The organism is Nakamurella sp. (assembly GCF_044224575.1).
Taxonomy (GTDB): domain Bacteria; phylum Actinomycetota; class Actinomycetes; order Mycobacteriales; family Nakamurellaceae; genus Nakamurella.
In genome coordinates this window covers 188,964-207,233 of the sequence record NZ_JBGAKE010000008.1, presented here as the reverse complement: position 1 = coordinate 207,233, position 18,270 = coordinate 188,964, and the positions used below count along the sequence as shown (strand labels likewise).

Here is an 18,270-nt window from a genome sequence, read left to right as displayed (position 1 = left end):
CGGCCTGTATCACCGGTGGCCGCCGGGTGCTCTTGACCGCACACAGCCTGGGGGGGAATGTGATGAGTGTTTCGACCGGATCGATGACTGCGCCGATCACCGCACGCCGACTGATCGGCCGGGACGCCGGCTTCGCCGCGCGGGCGCTCGACGCCGGTGCCATCGTCGCGCACGCGTTCGCCAACTTCTACGCGATCACCACCCGCGCCGACGAGGCGACGGTGCGCCGGGTCAACCTGATGAAGGGCCGGCCGCCGACCCAGGTCGGCAGCATCACGGCGCCACCGAATGCCATCCGGGATGCCTGGGACTTCGGCGAGTTGCCCACCGGACTGACCCGGCGACGGATCCTGCAACTCGTCGACGCGTTTTTCACCCTGGGGCCGTTCGGGTTTCGTGGACCGGCCGCGGAGCACATCCCGCCGCACCTGACCATGGCCGACGGTCCGATCATCACCACCCAGGTCATTGCGCCCGGATATGCCTGTGCCAGCAGGGACTTTCTGGCGACCGCGCTGCGCATCACCGGGGACGATTTCCTGTACGTCACCTCGGCCAACCGGTCTCGGCACGTCGCCGGGGCAGCGGACTCCCCCGCCCACTGGCGGGCCGCGGGGCTGCGGGCCGAGTTCGGCGCCGAACCCGGGTTCCTGCTGGTCGAGCACGAGAACGAGGCCACCGCCCGGGCCCGATATCCGCGGTACCTGCCGATGTCCACCACGATCCTGGCATTCCATCGGGTCGAGCACGTCACGGGGGACCGGCGACCGCAGCTGGTGCTGGAGCGGCAGGGCTCCATGCCCGTCGATGACGTGCGCGCGGTACTGGACGACTTCGGGTTCGGGCTGGTGTTCGGACCGAGGGCCCGGAACCGGCCCACCGTGCGGGACTACTCGCAGCGGCTGGCCGACCGGTAGTCCCGGCCGGTGGTGACCGCGGGCCCGGACGCCGGCGTCCGGCGGGTCCGGTCAGCGCCGGACCGGCGCGCCGCCGAGTTCCCGTTCGATCCGGAGCAGATGCTCGACCAGCACCGGACGGCTGGACGGGGGCGCCACCCGCACCGCGTGCCGCCAGACCAGGATGTCGTCGCGACTGAACGGGCGGTTCACGAACTTCAGCACGGCCGGGACGTGACCTGAGCCGAGCACCGCCGCGCGCAGGTCACGGTGCAGCGCGTCGCGTTCCGCCTGGACCTCAGGTGACTCCGAGGACGGCAGGATCGGTCCGGCGTAGGCGGCCACCGCTGCCGCGAGGTCACCGCGCACCAGGGCGTTGCGGACGGCGTCCACATCGGTGGCCAGGTGGGTGGTCAGCCGGTACGGGCGGCCGGACAGTCCCAGACCGGGCAGGAGGGCCCGCAGCCGGCTCAGCTCGGCCCGCACCGTGACCGCGGGCACGTCGCGTTCGTGCAGCGCCACGGCCAGCTGATCCGCGCTGTACCCGGAACGGTGCCGGGCCAGCAGGAACAACAGCTCCGAGTGCCGGACCGACAGCTCGGTGCCGGCGGCCGGGTCGTTCCGCGTGGCCAGCATCGCCCGGTCCCGGCCCAGCACCCGCAGTCGCCACTGCCCGGTCAACGTCGGAGTTTTCGGGGTCGACCGACGCGCCGGCTTGGCGTCCCGGCGGGTCAGCGCCAGCATCCGCAGTTCGGTCTCCGCGGCGGCCGCCGCCGCCCGAACCAGGCCCAACACCGCCGGGGCGGCGACATCGTCGCGTCCGGTCAGATCGAGGGCACCGAGCACCCGCCCCGTGGTCGGATCGTGGATCGGCGCGGCGGTGCAGGACCACCCGGCGACGTTGCTGGCGAAGTGCTCGCGGGCGAACACTTGCAGAGAATGATCCAGACGCATCGCCGCGGCCGGCGCATTGGTACCGGCGGTCCGCTCGTCCCAGCGGGCGCCGGCGACCCAGTTCATCGCCTCGGCCCGGCTGCGAAGCGTGGCGTCACCCTCCACCCAGAGCAGCCGGGCATCCGCGTCCGCGACCACGACGATCGCACCGGCCTCCTCGGCCTCCTCGATGAGCAGGCGCCGGATCAGCGGCATCACTGCGGCGAGCGGGTGCGCCGAGCGGTAGGCCTCCAGCTCCGAATCGAGCAGGTCGACCTCGGGCAGCACACCGTCCGGGCTGACCCCACTCGCGCGGGACAGCCGCCAGGAGTCCGCGACGACCGGGCGGACCGACGCGACGTCACCGGTGCTCAGGAAGGCGTCGTAGGCGCGTTCGAGCTTGTTGCGCTCGCTGAGCACGTTGGAGCCGGTGGGCAGCGCGAGGAACGGCCCGGCGGCCGGGCGGCGCGCGCCCGGCTGGGCGGTCGCCGGTGGTCCACTCGCTGACGCCATCGGTTCCTCCGGTGGGCGGGCAGCACCGTCGCAGGACCCGCAGCTGATCCGCCTAGGGTACCCGGCGTTGGCAAGACCCCCGCCGAGCTGCGCAAAGGTGACGGCCACAACCCGTTCGGGCGGCCCCCAGCCGAGTCAAACCTGACACGTCGTGACGGCACACCGAGAACCCGCCCCCGAACCGCGGGCTCCACCGGCGCCGGCGCTCCCCCGCGGCTTCCTGCGCGTGGCCGGCCGCCCTTCCGTGCCGAGCACGGTGGTTTCGCCCACCAAGACACCTGCTGACCAGCGGTTTCGTGTTGTGACCAGTAGCCAGGTACAGTAATCGCCGGTCCCGGGGCAGCCCGAGATCACGCGCCATTAGCTCAATTGGCAGAGCAGCTGACTCTTAATCAGCGGGTTCGGGGTTCGAGTCCCTGATGGCGCACCACGTTTGCCCGGGTGAGACCGAGTACCAACGACGGTCCGTGGGCATTTGCGCGGCGGACCCCCCTCATCCTGGGCCGCCAATGCTCCGCGAGCGCGTCGCGAGCCAGGGCGGGCAACGGATTCGTCCCTGTCGAGCGCACTGGGCTTCGTCGGCAGCACGCCGATCCGCTGCACGCTCCACGGCCCTGCGACGCAGCGGGGGCGCCCGCACGGCCAGCCCACAGATCCCGCGAACCGGCTCGGGCCGATCTGACCAATCTGCGGCCCGGCTCGCCGACCGCCGTGTCGTGGAAGGGCTCCGCTCGGGATCGAAGGAGATGCCGTGGGCTGGGAGCAGGACGTCGGCATCGACATCGGACGTGGGTGCAACTCCATCGGCCGGACGGGGCGCATCGAGCGGGCGGATGACAATTCCCTCGACCGCGGCCACACCGGGGCCAGCTCGTGCACATCAGTGAAGAAGCCGCGGACGATGATGAACATGCACTTGGTCGGTATGGTGAAAGCCAAATTCCCGTCGGCGATCTCGCCGCCGTGGGCTGCGGGGACGATGAGGTGACGGCCACCCTCGCCGCGGCCAGGACCGGGTGTCCCGATGTCCCCGAGGTAGCTCACCCGCCAAGCGTCGGACCGATGAGCGGCCGGTGCCGGAAGTCGTCCATCAAATCCAGCAGCCGGGGTGGCGCCTCGATCACGAGGGACCGGTCGTACGCAGGTCGGCGACGGTCAGTCCGCAGCTGACATCAGAGTTCGGGGTCGTGATCAGCGAGGTCGGACTTGCGGCGATCCTCGAACACCTACTGGACGTCGTACCCCGTGCCCGAGATCCGGCCGAGCCCGGCCTTCATCGCGTGCACGGTGACCGCCGGCAGCGCCCACAGGTACGTCTGGACAGCCCGCTGCGAGCACAGCTCCGCATCCGGTGCCTTGCCGTCGCCGCGCCCGGCGAAGCGTGACTCGGCCGCGCTCGGAGCGGAACGGGTCCGGCCTTCCTGCAGAAACGGCGCCCCGGGGTCGGTGGCACCGCACACCGGGGTGCGCGTGACGGACCCGAGCCGGACGCGATCACCCGCGCTAGGTTCGGCCGGGTCATTCCCGGGGCGTGACCGGGGTTCGCCCCGCGGTGGGTCCCCCCCGACGAGGGCGCAGGAGGAGCCGGTCATGAAATTGCTGACGTCGACGTCGGCGCTGTTCTGGGGGCTGCAGTTCGCGCTGCTCACTCCGGCACTGGCGCTGGTCCTGGTGTCGGTGTACGGGGCGACCGGCACCCAGGTCGGGGTGGTCCTGGCCGTCTATAACGCCAGCGGCTTCCTGGCCGCGGTCCTCGTCCCGGCGTGGGCCGACCGCCGGGGCGACTATCTGCGGCCGATGCTGGGCTGCGCGCTACTGGGTCTGGCGTTGGCCGCCGTGCTGGCGTCCACGTCGTCGTTGACCGTCGCGGTCGCTGCGCTGGCCGCGCTCGGTGGACCCGCCAGTGCCGGCAGCTCGCTGCTGTTCGCCCACCTCAAACACTCCGGGGCCCGCCCGCGCGAAGTGGTGAACAGCCGCGCGGTGTTCTCGGTCGCCTGGGTGGCCGGCCCGCCGGTGGCCGCCCTGGTGATGGGGACATTCGGGGACGCCGCCGTGCTGTTCGCCGTCGTCGCGGTGGCGGTCCTGGTCGTGACCAACACGGTCGTCATGGTGGCTCGCCGACCCGCCCCGCCGGGGCCGTCCACGCCGGGCACCGTGACCGGCGAGTCCGGGGCCGGCTGGCCCAGGAGCTCGGTCGTCGTCGTCATCGTCGCATTCGTGGCTCTGCAGATGGCCAACACCGCGGCGGTGGCCGTGATGGGGTTGTTCGTCACCGACCGGTTGGGTCTGCCGATCATCTGGGCCGGAATCGCGCTGGGTGTCGCGGCGGCACTGGAGATCCCGGCGCTGCTGCTGATCGGGCGGCTCACCAGCCGGGTCTCGAGCCTGACCCTGATCGTCACGGGCTGCGCCGCCGGCATCGCCTACGGGCTCGGGATGACCGTCGTCGGTGGACCCGTCGGGCTGCTGGCCCTGCAGGTGCTCAACGCCTGGTTCGTCGCCGTGGTGGCCGGTGCCGGTCTGACGCTGTTCCAGTGCATGATCCCGCGCCCAGGGCTGGCGTCCGGGACCTACAGCAACACCTTCCGCTTCGGCGCGGTGCTGTCCGGGCCACTCCTGGGGTGGGCATCCTCGAGCGCGATCGGCTACAGCGGCGTCTTCGCCGGGTGCGCCGCAGTGACGGTGCCCGCGCTGGTGGCCGTCCTGGTGGTGGGCCGCAGGCAACGGACTGTGCCCGGCACCCCCACCGCTATCCGCCTGGCGGGGACCACTCGAACCCCGGCCCCGTGACCGAACGGGACACCACGACGCCTCCGGACACCCCGGGCGGCGCCGCCCAGCGGCTGGTCAACGACGCTTCAACCGTGCTGTAGCACGGCGAACGTCCAGGTGGTTCAGGCGGCCGGCTGACCCACCGGCGTGACGACGAGCCACCGTCGCCGAACTCGGTCACGTCGTGACAGGTCACCACGTCCTTGCCTGCAGGGGCGTCGTCGACATGGGGTCAGTGACCTGTCACCCGACGACGTCCGCAATGAGCTCCGAGGCGGCGGGATCAGCGGATGCGGGCAGTTCGACGACGAAGCGGGCACCCCCGGCGGGGGCATCCTCCACCCAGACGGCACCCGAATGCAGGTGAACATGCCGGGCGACCAGGGCGAGGCCCAGCCCGCTTCCGGACTCGTCTCCGCGTTCTCCGGCGTGGCGACCGCGAGCGAACCGCTCGAACACCCGGGTCCTGAGGTCGGACGGCACCCCCGGGCCGGCGTCGTCGACTTCCAACCGGGCCCTGCCCTGCCGTTCGGTGACCGTCACCTTGGCCACGCCGCCACCGTGCCGTTCCGCGTTGTCCAGCAGGTTCGCCACCACCCTGACCAGCCGACGGCGGTCGGCGTAGACCGGGGGCGGCGGTCTCTCCACGACCAGCGGAAAGGTCAGGTTGCTGGTTTCCCTGACCTTGGCGACCAGGATCGCCAGATCGATCGACTCCATCGCCCGGTCATCGACGTCCTGATCGGCGCGCGATATCTCGAGCAGATCCAGGAGCATCTGGCGGAACCGTTCGATCTCGCCGGCGAGCAGATCGACGGCCTGACCGGCCACCGGCGGCATCTCGCCCTGCCGATGCCGAAGAACCTCGATCGCGTTGACCATCGTGGTCAGCGGCGAGCGAAGTTCATGGCTGATATCGCCGGCGAAGCGGGCGTCCAGGCGGACCCGCCGCTCCAGCGCCTCCACCGTCGCGTTGAACGTCGACGCCAAGGGGGCGAGATCCGGGTCGCTCCGCTCGGGCAGCCGGACGTGGAGGTCACCGCCGGCGACCCGGGCGGCCGACTGCGTCAGCTCGGTGAGCGGGCGCAGGGCGCGTTTACTGGTCCACCAGCCGAGGCCGACTCCCAGCAGACCGCTCGCCGCGGTGCCGGCGACCAGCACCAGGATCAGAAAGTTCTGGATCCGCCCGAGCTCCACCAGCGGAAATAGCTCAACGAACACGGTGCCGGCGCTTCCCCCCTGGAGCGAGACCGCCAGCACCCTGATGCCATCGATCTCCGTGACGAGCCACCTGGTCTCACCCGGCTCGGGTGCGAGCAGCTGCGCCGGCAGGACGGCCGGGTCGACCGCCCGCCCGCCGGTGAGCAGGCCCTCCCGCCTGGCCAACAGGATGGACGAACCGGGATCGACGACCAGCCCACTGAGCAACTCGTCGAGGCTGTTGGAGCCGGCGCGCGACGACGCCTCCACCAGCCGGACGTTCACCTGGGCTTGCAGGGTGGCGCTCTGTCGACGCTGTTCGAGCATGTAGGTGGTGGCGAGCTGCCAGGTCGCCACGGCAACCAGGCCGGCCACCGCCACCGACGCCAATCCGAAGGCGATGGCCACCCGCCATCGCAGCGACAACCTGATCCGCCGATTCGTGGCCACGATTGATCAGCCCCTCATGGGGATGAGCTGAAGCGGTAGCCCACTCCGCGCACGGTGGTGATCAGGGCGGGGTTGTCGGGGTCGGCTTCCACCTTGCGCCGAAGCCGACGAACATGGACATCGAGCAGCCGGGTGTCGCCGAAGTAGTCGTAGCCCCACACCCGCTGGAGGAGCTCCTCCCGGGTCACCACCACCCCATCGGCCGTGACCAGCTCGGCCAGCAGTCGAAATTCCGTCCGGGTCAGGTGGACGTCGGCCCCGCCACGGCGAACCCGTCCTTCCATCGGCCAGACCTCAAGGTCTTCGACCTGCACCCGCGACTGAACGGTGCCGTCGCCGATCGGTCGGCGACGACGCAGCAGCGCCCGAATTCGGGCAGCCAGTTCGCTGGCGACCAGGGGTTTGGTCATGTAGTCGTCCGCGCCCGCCTCAAGCCCCGCGATCACGTCGGCGGTGTCCGATCGTGCGGTCGTGATGATGATCGGGAGGTCGCCCCTGGACCGGAGCAACCGGCAGACCGTGAGCCCGTCGACCCCGGGCAGCATCAGATCGAGTAGCACGACGTCGATGTCGGCCGCCTCGAGCCGTTCCAAGGCCAATTCGCCGGATGGTGCGTCCCGCACATCGAATCCCAGGTCGCTCAGGGCCAGCCCGAGCGCCAGGCGGATGCGCTCGTCGTCCTCGACCAGCAACACACGGGTGGTCGGGGAACCAGGCTTCGGTGGTACCGGTGGCATTGTCACAGCATCGCCGACGGCACCAACCCCACGACGATGCCCCCGGTCGACGGTGACGATGCCAACCGGCACACCCCTACGTCGTCCCGACGAGCAGTTGCCCGCGCAGTTCGATGACGCTGTGATATCGACGCTCCGGAAGTCGCAGCAGAGCATCGAGCACCGGCGTGGGCGCGTGCGCGGCCACTGCCGCGGTCAACAGATCTGCTCTGGTCACCGGTCTGACGCAGAATGCTGCCGATACCGCTTCGACCACCTGGTCGACGCACTCGGCCCCGGTCACTCGGCAACCCGGGAAGGACTACCGGCCGGATCTGCCACCAGCGCCGATTCACCGGTGACGAGCGCCTGATCGAGCAGTCGTTGGACCGCGGACCGATGCAAGAACTCGGGGAACGCCTCCTCCGGAACCTGGCCTTCGAGATCCCGCGTGACCGCCGCCACCACTTCCCGGACCACATCGGCCGGAAGCGCCCAAGCCAGAGTGCCGAGAAGGTCGCGTACTTCACGGTCCAGTGCACCGTCGGTGCAGTTCGCCAGAGTCATCGCCGGTCCCTCCTGTGCCCCACCCGTTCCATCGTCGCAACGCGGACGGGATCTTGACCTGACGAACACCTGACGATCGAGTGTTTGTCAGACCTCCGGTTCGGGTAACCCCCGACCGTCCTCCCCGCGCCACGATCGGGGGCGGCAGATGGGCCCGCACTCGGACACCATGACAGCAACGGAAGGTGCCGATGCGAGCAGATGGCCGTGGCGGCTGGAGCGTCCTGCGCGATGCCGTCCGCACCCAGCTCTGGCCGATTCCCGCGATCGGCATCGGGCTGGCCGTGTTGGCCGGGGTGCTGCTCCCCCGGCTGGACGCCCGGATTGACGACAACCTGCCGCCGGCGGTGACGGACTACCTGTTCGGCGGCGGTGCGGACGCCGCCCGAGCGGTCCTCGAAGCCGTCGCCGGATCCCTGATCACCGTGACGTCGCTGACCTTCTCGCTCACCGTGGTCACCCTCCAGCTGGCCAGCAGCCAGTTCTCACCGCGGCTGCTGCGCACCTTCAGCAGCGACCGTTTCGTGCAGATCACCCTCGGGGTGTTCCTGGGCACGTTCGCCTATGCCCTCACGGTGCTCCGCACCGTGCGCACCGCCGCCGACGACCAGGAGCTGTTCGTCCCGCAGATCGCCGTGACGGTGGCCTTCGGACTGGCCGTGGCCAGCGTGTTCGCACTGGTGATCTTCCTGGCGCACCTGGCCAAGGAGATCCGGGTCGAGACGATGCTGGCCACCGTGCACCGGGACGCCACCGGCACCCTGCGCCGAATCCTGTCCGACCGCGACTCAGCTGGGCCGGCGCCCGGCGTTCCGGACATCCCCGCGTCGAGCGAGGTCGTGGCGGCCCCGTCGTCCGGCTTCCTGGTCTGGATCGACGAACCCGCGCTCGTGCGGGTGGCCCGGCAGGCCGACGCGGTCCTGACGATCACCGCGCCACCGGGCAGCTCGCTCATCGAAGGCGTGCCGATCGGGGCATGCTGGCCCCGTCGCGGCGGGACATTCGACGCCGGCTCGCTGCGCGAGCTTCAGGACGGGATCGCCGCGGCCATCCACACCGGACCCGAACGCACCGCCGCGCAGGACGTCGCCTTCGGCCTTCGGCAGCTGACCGACGTGACCGTCAAGGCCCTGTCCCCCGGCATCAACGATCCCACCACCGCGATCCACGCACTCGGACACGCCAGCGCCCTGCTCACCGAATTGGTCGACCGGGACCTCGGCCCCCGCATTCTCGGCGACGACGACGGCCCGATCCGGGTGGTGCTCCACCGGCCCGGCTTCGCCGACCTGCTCGACCTGGCCATCGCCCAGCCTCGCCGCTACGGCGCCGATGATCCGGCGGTGCTCGGCCGCCTGTTCCAACTGCTGGCCGAGGTCGCCTGGCAGGCGACCGACCAGGACCAGCGGCGGAGCATCGCCGAGCAACTCGGACGGTGCCGCGTCACCACCGACGCCCAACCCTTCGACGATGCCGAACGCGCGCAACTGAGCCGGCTTGCCGATCAGGTCATCCAGGCACTCGCGGGTCGCTGGCCCCATTCGGCCTGACCGCATCCGGTCCCGGCCCGCTCCGGGCAGCGGACCGGGTTCGCGAGCGGCGGCGTGGCCGATCGACGACCAGTGCCAGCAGCAGCAGCGCGGCGTGGAAGACCTGGCCGGCGTAGGGAGTCACGTTGGCCAAGGACAGGCCGTTGTCGACGATCGACATCAGCAGCAGGGCCAGCAACGTACCGCCGACCGAACCCCGGCCGCCGGTCAGATGGCCGCCGCCGAGCAGCACCGCCGTGACCACCGTCAGTTCGATCCCGATGCCGGCGGTGGGGAGGCCCGTGCCCAACTGCGAGGTCCGGATCAGCCCGGCCAGCGCCGCAGCCAGCCCGGAGACGACGAACAGGGCGATCACCCAGTGCCGCTCCCCGGGTCCGTCCAACCGCTCGGCGGCCGGCATCGACCCCACCTCACGACTCCGCCGGCCGACGGCCGACCGCGACAGCACGGCCGCCACCAGCGCGATGGCCGCGAAAATCAGCGTGGGCACAGCGATGCCGAGTATCGGCCGAAGGGTGCCCAGCGAGCGAAAGCCGGGCAGGGCAATGGCAAGTCCGCTGGGCACCAGGTAGGCCAGGCCCCGCAGCAGCGCCATCGACGCGAACGTCGCGGCGATGCTGTTCACCTCGCCCTCGGTGACCAGTAGGCCGTTGACCACGCCGATCAGCGCTCCGGTGGCGATGGCCAGGAGCACCGCCGGCAACAGGCCCGAGTCCGGTGCCGTGCCGGCCAGGACGATGCCGACGAAGCCGGCGGCGGCGCCGACCGACAGGTCGACCTGGCCGCTCATCATCAAGAACGTCGCCGGCAGGGCCACGATCCCGACCAGGGCCACGTCGTTGACCAGGTTGACCATGTTGTCCACGGTCAGGAAGTACGGAATGGTGGCGGCGAACGCGACGAAGGCCGCCAGTCCGGCGGCGGCCAGCACCACTCGCGTCAGGACCGCCTGCCGGTCGCGGGATGTCGGCGGCGCCATCATCGAGCCGGACAATCGCCGACGTCGTAGAACTCGGCGATGGAGTCCGCCGTGACGAAGGTCGTCTCGACATACATGTCGGCGGGGACGACCTTTCCGGCAATCGCGTCGAGCAGGGCCGGCACGGCCACCTCGCCATACCGATCGGGGAACAGGGCAGCGTCACCGATCCACCACGGCTCGGCCACGATCCGGCACCTGGCCCGCTGGTCGGCGCCGACGGCGGCCAGGGTGATCCGATCCGCCCGGCTCGCGGGCACGGCCGCCGCGGCACCGAGTGCGGTGCCGTCGTCGACCGCGGCGACCAGGATCTCCGCATCGTCCGGCAGGGCCGTCAGTTCATTGGCGAACGCCTCGTAGGCCCGATCCTGAGTGCTGACGTCCAGCAGCACCGGGCCGGCGGCCGGCATCGGGCATTCGGTGGCGAAACCCTGCTCGATACCGTCGGTCCGCCGCGCGCCCATCGGGTTCGCGGGGTCACCGGCGATGATCACGAAGGCGTCCTCGGGACAAGCCGTCCGCAGCCGGGCCGATCGGCCCAGCGCCTGCCCGACCAGGAAACCCGCCCGTCGATCGTCGGCACCGACGTGCGCTGACTGGCAGCTCACGGGAGCGGCGGCGACGGTGATCAGCGGTACGTCCTGCGGGCCGGCGGCACACAGGGCGTCCCCGACGTCGCCCGGTTGCAGGCTGATCCATCCGTCGACGTGCTGGGTGGCCAGCCGACGAGCGCAGTCCAGCGCCAGGCTCGCGTTCGCCCCGGGGTCACAGCGAATGAGCTCGGCGCCGGCCGCCCGCACCTGGTCGACCACCGAATCGGTCACGGCCGCGCTGAACGGGTCGGAGCCACTTGCTGCGACCATCCCGATGCGGACACCGACGGCACTGTCCGGAGCGACGGTGCGGAAGGTCACCACGGTGCCGGTCGGTTCGGCCGTCTCCGACGCCTGGGTGCCGCCTCCTGTTCCGGTCACCGGCGGCCCGGTCTCCGAGGGTGCGGTCGACGAAGGGGGCGGTGAACTGGCGGTAAGCGGTGACGATCCGGCGCTTGGAGCCGATCCGGTCGTGTCCACACCCGGCTCGATCGAGGTGCAGCCGGCCAGCAATCCGACCGCGATGACCGCGACCAGCCGGGCCGCCGGTCGGCGGTACCACCGCCGCCCCCGTCGGGTGGTGCCGAGGCCCCTCTCGGGCCCCACGGCGACGTAAAGTGACAAGCCACCACCGCCCTGCGTCGTCGACTTTCTCGGAGTGCTCTCCACTCAATCAGAATCGAGGCCGGTCATGCGCTCCGGTCGAGCAGCCAGGATGCTGGCCGCCCTGGTCGCCGGCTCGCTACTGGTCGGCTGCGGCGCTCAAGCCCCGTCGGACCAGCCCGCGGTCGACACTCTGGTCCGCATGTACGACCAACGCTCCGGGGTGTGGCCCACCACCGGGTGGTGGAACAGTGCAAACGCGGTGAACGCGTTGACCAACTACATGATCGTCTCGGGTGATCACCGCTACGCCTGGGTGCTGGACAACACGTTCGCCAAGAAGCGCAATGCCGCACGTGGCAACTTCATCAATGACTTCACCGACGACACCGGCTGGTGGGCACTGGCCTGGATCAGCGCCTACGACCTGACCGGCGACGTCAAGTACCTGCAGACCGCGCAGCGTGACGTGGATTTCATGTGGGGCAATCAGGACGACGTGTGTGGCGGCGGGTTGTGGTGGACGGTCAATCGTGGCTACAAGAATGCGATCTCCAACGAGTTGTTCATCCAGGCGGCCGCCGAGCTGGCGGTGCGCCTGGGCGATGCGGGCGGGGTGTATCTCGATCGCGCCGGCACCGTCTGGGACTGGTTCGAGGCGTCCGGAATGATCAACGATGATCTGCTGGTCAACGACGGTCTCGATGCCGCCACCTGCCGCAACAACCGGGACACCACCTGGACCTACAACCAGGGGGTGATCCTGGGTGGGCTGGTTGCCCTGGCCCGAGCCAGCGGCGACGACTCGTACCTGCGGCGGGCCCGCACACTGGCGGACGCCTCCACCCAGGCCCCCGGTCTGCACGTCGACGGCGTGCTCACCGAACCCTGCGAGCAGACCGGCTGCGACGTGAACGGTCCGAGCTTCAAGGGCATCTACGTCCGCAACCTCGGCGAACTCAACCGGGTCCTGGACGACCACCCCTACAGCGAGTACCTGATCGACCAGGCTTCGACCGCCTACGACCACAACCGCACCGCCGACAACGAGTACGGCCTGCACTGGGCCGGGCCCGTCGACCGGGTCAACGGGGCCACCCAGCAAAGCGCCGTCGACCTGCTGGTCGCGGCGCAACCGATCCCGGACGCCCCGGAAAGCCCGGTCAGCACGTCGAGATGACGTGGCGGCCGGTCGGCAAGCCTCCGGACCGTTGCTCGTCGGACAAGCGTCCCCGGGTGCGGGCCCGCGACCTGATGCAGGAGTTCCGCTGGTCGGCACGCAGACCGACGCGTCGGCCGCGACCCGGCTCCTGCTCGAGCGGGGACGGCCCCGACGCCCGAGGCGCCGCCGATCACCAGCCGTTTGCACGTGCGCAACGATTGCGTCATCCTCGCTCCATGCCGCGCGAGTCCAAAGCCGCACAACAACGTCGTCAACTCGCCAGGCAGATCGATGGGGTTCTTGCGGCCTCGAAGGCCCTGGTGGGGGTGGCCGCGCAATCCGTCGCCGAGGTCGAAGCGACGCTGACCGCGCCGCAACTACGGGCACTGGTGATCGTGGCCAGCCTCGGTCCCATCCACCTCACCGCATTGGCCGCGGCCATGAGGGTCCATCCCTCGAACGCGACCCGGTCCTGCGACCGTCTGGTCGCCGATGGATTGTTGGACCGCAAGGACAATCCGGCGGATCGTCGCCATCTGGCACTGACGCTGACACCGGCCGGCATGCAGCTGCTTGACGGCGTGATGGAACGCCGGCGTGCGGCGATCGCCGAGATCCTGCAGCGGATGCCCGTCGCGAGCCGGGAAAGAGTCGCCGAGGCGCTCGCCGAATTCGCGGTCGCGGCTGATGAACCGACCGATCATCACCTCTGGTCGATGGGCTGGATATCCGGCACCGACGAGGTCGACCCACCCAGGCACTGATCCACCGCAAGGCCCGCGGACCGGTCCGGAGCGCGCAAGGCGGGGGTCCCCGCAGGTTCCGTCCGACGACGCCCAACCGTTGCGGGTTCGCAAGCATTGCGTAAAACTGGCTACGTTGGGCATCACCGAAACGGGCGGCGTGCGCGCTGACGCCGACCTGAGCAATGGTGCGGTGGATGACCGAGAACGTCATCGCCGCAACGTTTCGGAACCTGATTGAGGACTGACCGGATGGGCGCAAGTCCGGTGCATACCAGGCGGGACGAGCCGAGAAACGAGGACGGCCGGATATGAGTGAACAGGTAGTGGTGGTCACCGGAGCCAGCGGCGGTATCGGACGCGCGGTCGCCACGGCGTTCGGCTCCCGCGGCGCATCAGTGGCGCTGCTCGCCCGTGGCGAGAAGGGCCTGGCCGGCTCGGCCGCCCAGGTCCGCGCCGGTGGCGGGCACGCGTTGCCGATCCCGACCGACGTGGCCGACCAGTCGCAGGTCTTCGCCGCGGCCGACCGGGTCGAAGCCGAACTCGGACCCATCGACGTATGGGTGAACGTGGCATTCACCTCGGTGTTCGCGCCGTTCCAGAAGATCCATCCGGACGAGTACCGCAGGGTCACCGAGGTCAGTTACCTCGGGTACGTCTACGGCACCATGGCCGCCCTGCAGAAAATGAAACCCCGTGACAAGGGCACGATCGTCCAGGTCGGCTCCGCGCTGGCCTACCGGGGCATCCCGCTGCAGACGGCATACTGCGGGGCCAAGCACGCGATTCAGGGATTTCACGAGGCACTGCGCTGCGAGCTGCTGCACGAGAAGAGCAACGTGCGGGTGACGATGGTGCAGATGCCGGCGGTGAACACCCCCCAGTTCTCCTGGGTCCTGTCCCGGCTGCCGCGCCATGCGCAGCCCGTGCCGCCGATCTACCAGCCCGAGGTCGCTGCCCGCGGCGTCCTTTACGCGGCCGACCATCCCAAGCGGCGGGAGTACTGGGTGGGCGCAAGCACGGTGGCCACCTTGGCGGCCAACGCTGTCGCTCCAGGCATTCTGGACCGCTATCTCGGCCGAACCGGATTCGCCTCGCAGCAGACCGACCAGCAGCAGCCCGAAGACGCCCCGGCCAACCTCTGGGAACCGGCCGACGGGTCCGACGGCAGGGATTTCGGCGCGCACGGTGTCTTCGACACCAGGGCCAAGTCCACCGTGCCGCAACTATGGGCCTCCCACCATCATGGGCTGCTGATCACCATCGGCGGTGTCGCGGCCACCGCCGCGGCCGTGCTGCTGAGCCGCCGCACATGATCCGGGCTTTACCCAGTCCTCCGGTGGTGACCCGCATCTGGGGCGTCTCGACCGCCGCGGTGGGTGCGGTCGCATTGGTTGCGCCGCAGCAGGTCGCGACGCTGGTCGGCGGGCGCGGCACCGCCCCGGACGCCCGACTGGTCAGGATCCTCGGCGCCCGCCAACTGGCGCAGGGCGCTGCGGTGCTGATCCACCCGGCGCCGGCGCTGGTGGCGGCCGGCTGCGGGATCGACGTCGTCCACGGGGCCAGCATGGTGCTGGCCGCCCGGATCTGGCCCGCTCACCGAACCGCGGCGCTGATCAGCGCGACGGCCGCCGGGACGGTGGCCGTCACCGGGGTCCTGATCCTGCTCGGCCGGTGGCGATGACGACCACCCGATCCCATCGGGACTCACCCCACGAACCGTCCTTCCCGCCGCACGTGCTGCGGGAATACGCGCTGCTGGCCGACGGAGAACGCGGTGCCGTCCTGGGCCCTCGGGGCGACATCGTCTGGATGTGCCTGCCGCGCTGGGACAGCGAGTCCGTCTTCGCCGCACTGCTCGGCGGCCCGGGCGCCTATTCGATCACCCCGGTCGGCCCATATGTCTGGGGCGGCTCCTACGAAGCGAACAGCATGATCTGGCGCAGCCGCTGGGTCACCCACGACGGGATCATCGAGTGCCGGGAAGCCTTGGCGTACCCCGGTGACCCGCACCGGGCCGTTCTCCTCCGCCGGGTCGTCGCCACCGACGCCGATGCCGCAGTTCGCATCAGCCTGGCTCCACGAGCCCGCTTCGGTCGGCACGGCCTCACCCAGCTACGGCGTACCGGCGGTGTCTGGACCGGCCGGAGCGGTCCCCTGCACCTGCGATGGACCGGGGCACCCGAAGGCACCCGCCCGGTCGGTCGGCACCACGGGCTGCAGGCCGATCTGATGGTCCCGGCGACCGAGCACCACGATCTCATCGTGGAGATCAGTGATCAGCCACTGCCGGACCATCCGCCGGACCCGGACGCCGCGTGGGCGGCCACCGCGACCGCCTGGGCCGCCGCCGTGCCCGAACTGGATTCGTGCCTGGAACCTGCCGATGCTCGCCGGTCGTATACGGTGCTGCGGGGGCTGACGTCGGCCAGCGGCGGCATGGTCGCGTCCGCCACCACCAGCCTGCCCGAACGCGTGGAGGCCGGTCGGAACTACGACTACCGCTACGTCTGGATCCGCGACCAGTGCTACGCCGGACAGGCCGCCGCCGCCGCGAGCGCACCCGCCCTGTGCGACGAGGCGGTCCGGTTCGTCGCGGCCAGGATCCTGGACCACGGGCCCAACCTCAAACCCGCCTACACCACGCAGGGGTCGGCGGTGCCGGACCAGCGAACGCTGGACCTGCCCGGTTACCCCGGCGGCCACAACCTCATCGGAAACTGGGTCAATCAGCAATTCCAGCTCGACGCGTTCGGCGAATCCCTGCTGCTGCTCGCCACGGCCGGCCGCGCCGACCGGCTCGACTCCGACCATTGGCAGGCGACGACGATCGCCGCGGACACCATCGCCGCCCGGTGGACCGAACCCGACGCCGGGATCTGGGAGATCGACAACCAACCCTGGACCCACAGCCGGTTGATCTGCGCCGCCGGGCTCCGCGCCATCGCCCGGCTCCCCCACGCGGGGCGGGCCGCCGGCGACTGGCTCGCCCTGGCCGACAGGATCACCGCCGACACCGCCGCCACCTCGGTCCACCCCACCGGCCGATGGCAACGCTCCCCGCAGGACCCGGCACCGGACGCAGCACTGCTTCTCCCGCCGCTGCGCGGCGGCACCGACCCCACCGACCCCCGCACCACGGCCACCCTCGCCGGCTACCTCACCGACCTCACCCGCGATGGCTACGCCTACCGGTTCCGGCACGACGACCGACCCCTGGCCGAGGCCGAAGGCGCCTTCACTCTGTGCGGGTTCCTGGTCGCTCTCGCCCTGCACCAACAACACCGGCCGGTGGAGGCGGCCCGCTGGTACGAACGCACCCGGGCCTGCGCCGGACCACCCGAGCTTTATTCCGAAGAGTTCGATGTTCGGCAACACCAGCTCCGGGGCAACCTTCCGCAAGCCTTCGTGCACGCCTTGCATCTGGAAACCGCCGCCGGCCTGGCACAACCGCCGGACAGGTGACGACCCCACTCGGGCAGCGGCGGAAAGGGGCTGCCGAAATCTGCGGGCCCGAACGCGAATCCATGGGGACGTTTGGTGGACGGGAAGAGTCAATCCGGAAGGAGGCGGAGGTGCCGTATTTCTGATCTGCAGGTGAAGATCAACACCGGAAGATCGCCGTCAACCGACGGCTTCGACTACTGGCCGGCATTCGGTCGCACCGGGAACGAAGCCCGCTGTTTGCGATACGAGTTCTTGCGGACGATGGGTCCGTCGCGGACCGTGCGGAAGTCGCAGCCATTGACCTCCAGACGGTGGCCATCGACCGGCGTGCCGCTCAAGGTCCACTCGGTCGTTCGGGCCGCGAGAGCGGTGGCGGCCGTCCCCCCAGCGGGCGTCCGGGAGCTTGGTCAACACGTCGAGGAAGGCAGCGCGAACAGCCACCGAACCCCTTTACAGGTGGCCGCAGACCTCCTCGCCGCCCGAGGCCTCGAACACGCAGTCATCGGCGAACAAGCTCATCAGCCCCTCGATGTCGTGACGGTTCCACGCATCGATATGCCGGGCCATGATCTCCAGCAGGTTGCTGTCGAACTGCGCCATGATCCGATCCCTTCACGTCCGGGTCGATCGTGGGCCGCGCACCGGAAATGATTGGCGGCTGCTGCCTTATGGGGCAGAGGACTCCGGGCGGAACCGGCGTCGTTGGTATTCCTGGCGGGCGCGGCTGAATCCGAAACCGCCGTCGCCGTGGGGCCCGCACAGGACCGATGTCGTCGTCGCGAAGGCGTCCATCCACGACCGCCATCCTTCGACGTCGTCGGGACCGGCCGGGCTGGCCCCGACGCGGCCGGCTCCGGCGGCACTCGGATCGGGAGGCAGGCTGACAAGGAGATACTCCCGCATCTGATTGAGCGTCAGCCAGAGCTGCCCCGCATAGCTGCAGGAGTCCTCAAGCGCCTGGCGGAGCAGATCCACCTCAGGCCGATCGTCCTCGAACAATTCGGTCCCACGTCGGCGCAGCGGTCGGTGCGGGTCGAGAACCTCCGGGCGCGGGATGTCAGCGATCTCGGTCATCGGACCCTCCTTCGTGCTCGGCCGGAGTGGCCGGCCGCCGGATCTGGGCGCGGTGCCACCCACCACCCGCGT

Annotated in this window: 19 protein-coding genes and 1 tRNA gene; 10 read left to right on the top strand and 10 right to left on the bottom strand. The window is 70.3% G+C overall.

Translation table 11 applies throughout. The features are described from left to right. The first annotated feature begins 62 nt into the window (after positions 1 to 62). Entirely contained in the window at positions 63 to 917 is an 855-nt protein-coding gene (locus ACILSK_RS11780; RefSeq protein WP_395727345.1) for a hypothetical protein, read from the top strand. Between the two features lie 51 nt (positions 918 to 968). Here the strand turns inward: ACILSK_RS11780 and ACILSK_RS11775 are convergent, their stop codons facing one another. Further along, entirely contained in the window at positions 969 to 2,342 is a 1,374-nt protein-coding gene (locus tag ACILSK_RS11775) for a GAF domain-containing protein (RefSeq protein ID WP_395727344.1), read from the bottom strand. A gap of 354 nt (positions 2,343 to 2,696) precedes the next feature. On the opposite strand from ACILSK_RS11775, the gene ACILSK_RS11770 reads away from it, so the two are divergent. Both ACILSK_RS11770 and ACILSK_RS11765 read left to right on the top strand, forming a co-directional pair. Next, positions 2,697 to 2,772, top strand: a tRNA-Lys gene (locus tag ACILSK_RS11770). 321 nt (positions 2,773 to 3,093) lie between these two features. After that, complete coding sequence (locus ACILSK_RS11765) at positions 3,094 to 3,330, top strand: hypothetical protein (protein WP_395727343.1); 237 nt, start codon at positions 3,094 to 3,096, stop codon at positions 3,328 to 3,330. A gap of 238 nt (positions 3,331 to 3,568) precedes the next feature. On the opposite strand, the gene ACILSK_RS11760 is transcribed toward ACILSK_RS11765, so the two are convergent. Next, positions 3,569 to 3,802, bottom strand: a complete 234-nt coding sequence (locus tag ACILSK_RS11760; protein WP_395727342.1) for a hypothetical protein — start codon at positions 3,800 to 3,802, stop codon at positions 3,569 to 3,571. A gap of 130 nt (positions 3,803 to 3,932) precedes the next feature. On the opposite strand from ACILSK_RS11760, the gene ACILSK_RS11755 reads away from it, so the two are divergent. Further along, positions 3,933 to 5,132: an MFS transporter gene (locus tag ACILSK_RS11755; RefSeq protein ID WP_395727341.1), complete on the top strand. Its 1,200-nt coding sequence runs from the start codon at positions 3,933 to 3,935 to the stop codon at positions 5,130 to 5,132. Between the two features lie 225 nt (positions 5,133 to 5,357). On the opposite strand, the gene ACILSK_RS11750 is transcribed toward ACILSK_RS11755, so the two are convergent. The 4 genes from ACILSK_RS11750 to ACILSK_RS11735 all read right to left on the bottom strand — a co-directional run bounded on the left by ACILSK_RS11750 (position 5,358) and on the right by ACILSK_RS11735 (position 8,047). Then, positions 5,358 to 6,764, bottom strand: coding sequence for an ATP-binding protein (locus ACILSK_RS11750; RefSeq protein WP_395727340.1), 1,407 nt, complete (start codon positions 6,762 to 6,764; stop codon positions 5,358 to 5,360). Between the two features lie 14 nt (positions 6,765 to 6,778). Beyond that, on the bottom strand, positions 6,779 to 7,501 hold the full coding sequence (locus ACILSK_RS11745; protein ID WP_395727339.1) for a winged helix-turn-helix domain-containing protein: 723 nt from the start codon (positions 7,499 to 7,501) through the stop codon (positions 6,779 to 6,781). A gap of 76 nt (positions 7,502 to 7,577) precedes the next feature. Next, positions 7,578 to 7,718: a DUF2795 domain-containing protein gene (locus tag ACILSK_RS11740; RefSeq protein WP_395727338.1), complete on the bottom strand. Its 141-nt coding sequence runs from the start codon at positions 7,716 to 7,718 to the stop codon at positions 7,578 to 7,580. A gap of 62 nt (positions 7,719 to 7,780) precedes the next feature. Continuing rightward, positions 7,781 to 8,047: a hypothetical protein gene (locus ACILSK_RS11735; RefSeq protein ID WP_395727337.1), complete on the bottom strand. Its 267-nt coding sequence runs from the start codon at positions 8,045 to 8,047 to the stop codon at positions 7,781 to 7,783. 191 nt (positions 8,048 to 8,238) lie between these two features. Between ACILSK_RS11735 and ACILSK_RS11730 the strand changes: the two genes are divergently transcribed. After that, positions 8,239 to 9,597, top strand: coding sequence for a DUF2254 domain-containing protein (locus tag ACILSK_RS11730; protein ID WP_395727336.1), 1,359 nt, complete (start codon positions 8,239 to 8,241; stop codon positions 9,595 to 9,597). Here ACILSK_RS11730 and ACILSK_RS11725 read toward each other — a convergent pair. Further along, positions 9,557 to 10,579, bottom strand: coding sequence for an ABC transporter permease (locus ACILSK_RS11725; RefSeq protein WP_395727335.1), 1,023 nt, complete (start codon positions 10,577 to 10,579; stop codon positions 9,557 to 9,559). The genes ACILSK_RS11730 and ACILSK_RS11725 overlap by 41 nt on opposite strands. Beyond that, positions 10,576 to 11,550: a sugar ABC transporter substrate-binding protein gene (locus tag ACILSK_RS11720; RefSeq protein WP_395727334.1), complete on the bottom strand. Its 975-nt coding sequence runs from the start codon at positions 11,548 to 11,550 to the stop codon at positions 10,576 to 10,578. The genes ACILSK_RS11725 and ACILSK_RS11720 overlap by 4 nt, the downstream gene beginning before the upstream one ends. Positions 11,551 to 11,860: 310 nt before the next feature. On the opposite strand from ACILSK_RS11720, the gene ACILSK_RS11715 reads away from it, so the two are divergent. The 5 genes from ACILSK_RS11715 to ACILSK_RS11695 all read left to right on the top strand — a co-directional run bounded on the left by ACILSK_RS11715 (position 11,861) and on the right by ACILSK_RS11695 (position 17,142). Next, positions 11,861 to 12,952 (top strand): glycoside hydrolase family 76 protein, encoded by a 1,092-nt coding sequence (locus ACILSK_RS11715; RefSeq protein WP_395727333.1) that lies wholly within the window; start codon positions 11,861 to 11,863, stop codon positions 12,950 to 12,952. A 218-nt stretch (positions 12,953 to 13,170) separates the two neighbouring features. Further along, positions 13,171 to 13,698 carry a MarR family winged helix-turn-helix transcriptional regulator gene (locus tag ACILSK_RS11710; protein ID WP_395727332.1) on the top strand — a complete coding sequence of 176 codons (528 nt, stop codon included), beginning with the start codon at positions 13,171 to 13,173 and terminating at the stop codon, positions 13,696 to 13,698. Between the two features lie 290 nt (positions 13,699 to 13,988). Further along, positions 13,989 to 14,993, top strand: a complete 1,005-nt coding sequence (locus ACILSK_RS11705) for an SDR family oxidoreductase (protein WP_395727331.1) — start codon at positions 13,989 to 13,991, stop codon at positions 14,991 to 14,993. A 23-nt stretch (positions 14,994 to 15,016) separates the two neighbouring features. Beyond that, positions 15,017 to 15,361 carry a hypothetical protein gene (locus ACILSK_RS11700; protein ID WP_395727330.1) on the top strand — a complete coding sequence of 115 codons (345 nt, stop codon included), beginning with the start codon at positions 15,017 to 15,019 and terminating at the stop codon, positions 15,359 to 15,361. Further along, entirely contained in the window at positions 15,358 to 17,142 is a 1,785-nt protein-coding gene (locus ACILSK_RS11695) for a glycoside hydrolase family 15 protein (protein ID WP_395727329.1), read from the top strand. Before ACILSK_RS11700 ends, ACILSK_RS11695 begins: the two co-directional genes overlap by 4 nt. 432 nt (positions 17,143 to 17,574) lie before the next feature. Here ACILSK_RS11695 and ACILSK_RS11690 read toward each other — a convergent pair whose 3' ends face one another. Together ACILSK_RS11690 and ACILSK_RS11685 are read right to left on the bottom strand one after the other, a co-directional pair. After that, positions 17,575 to 17,724, bottom strand: a complete 150-nt coding sequence (locus ACILSK_RS11690) for a YybH family protein (RefSeq protein ID WP_395727328.1) — start codon at positions 17,722 to 17,724, stop codon at positions 17,575 to 17,577. A 66-nt stretch (positions 17,725 to 17,790) separates the two neighbouring features. Then, on the bottom strand, positions 17,791 to 18,198 hold the full coding sequence (locus ACILSK_RS11685; RefSeq protein WP_395727327.1) for a hypothetical protein: 408 nt from the start codon (positions 18,196 to 18,198) through the stop codon (positions 17,791 to 17,793). Positions 18,199 to 18,270 lie beyond the last annotated feature (72 nt).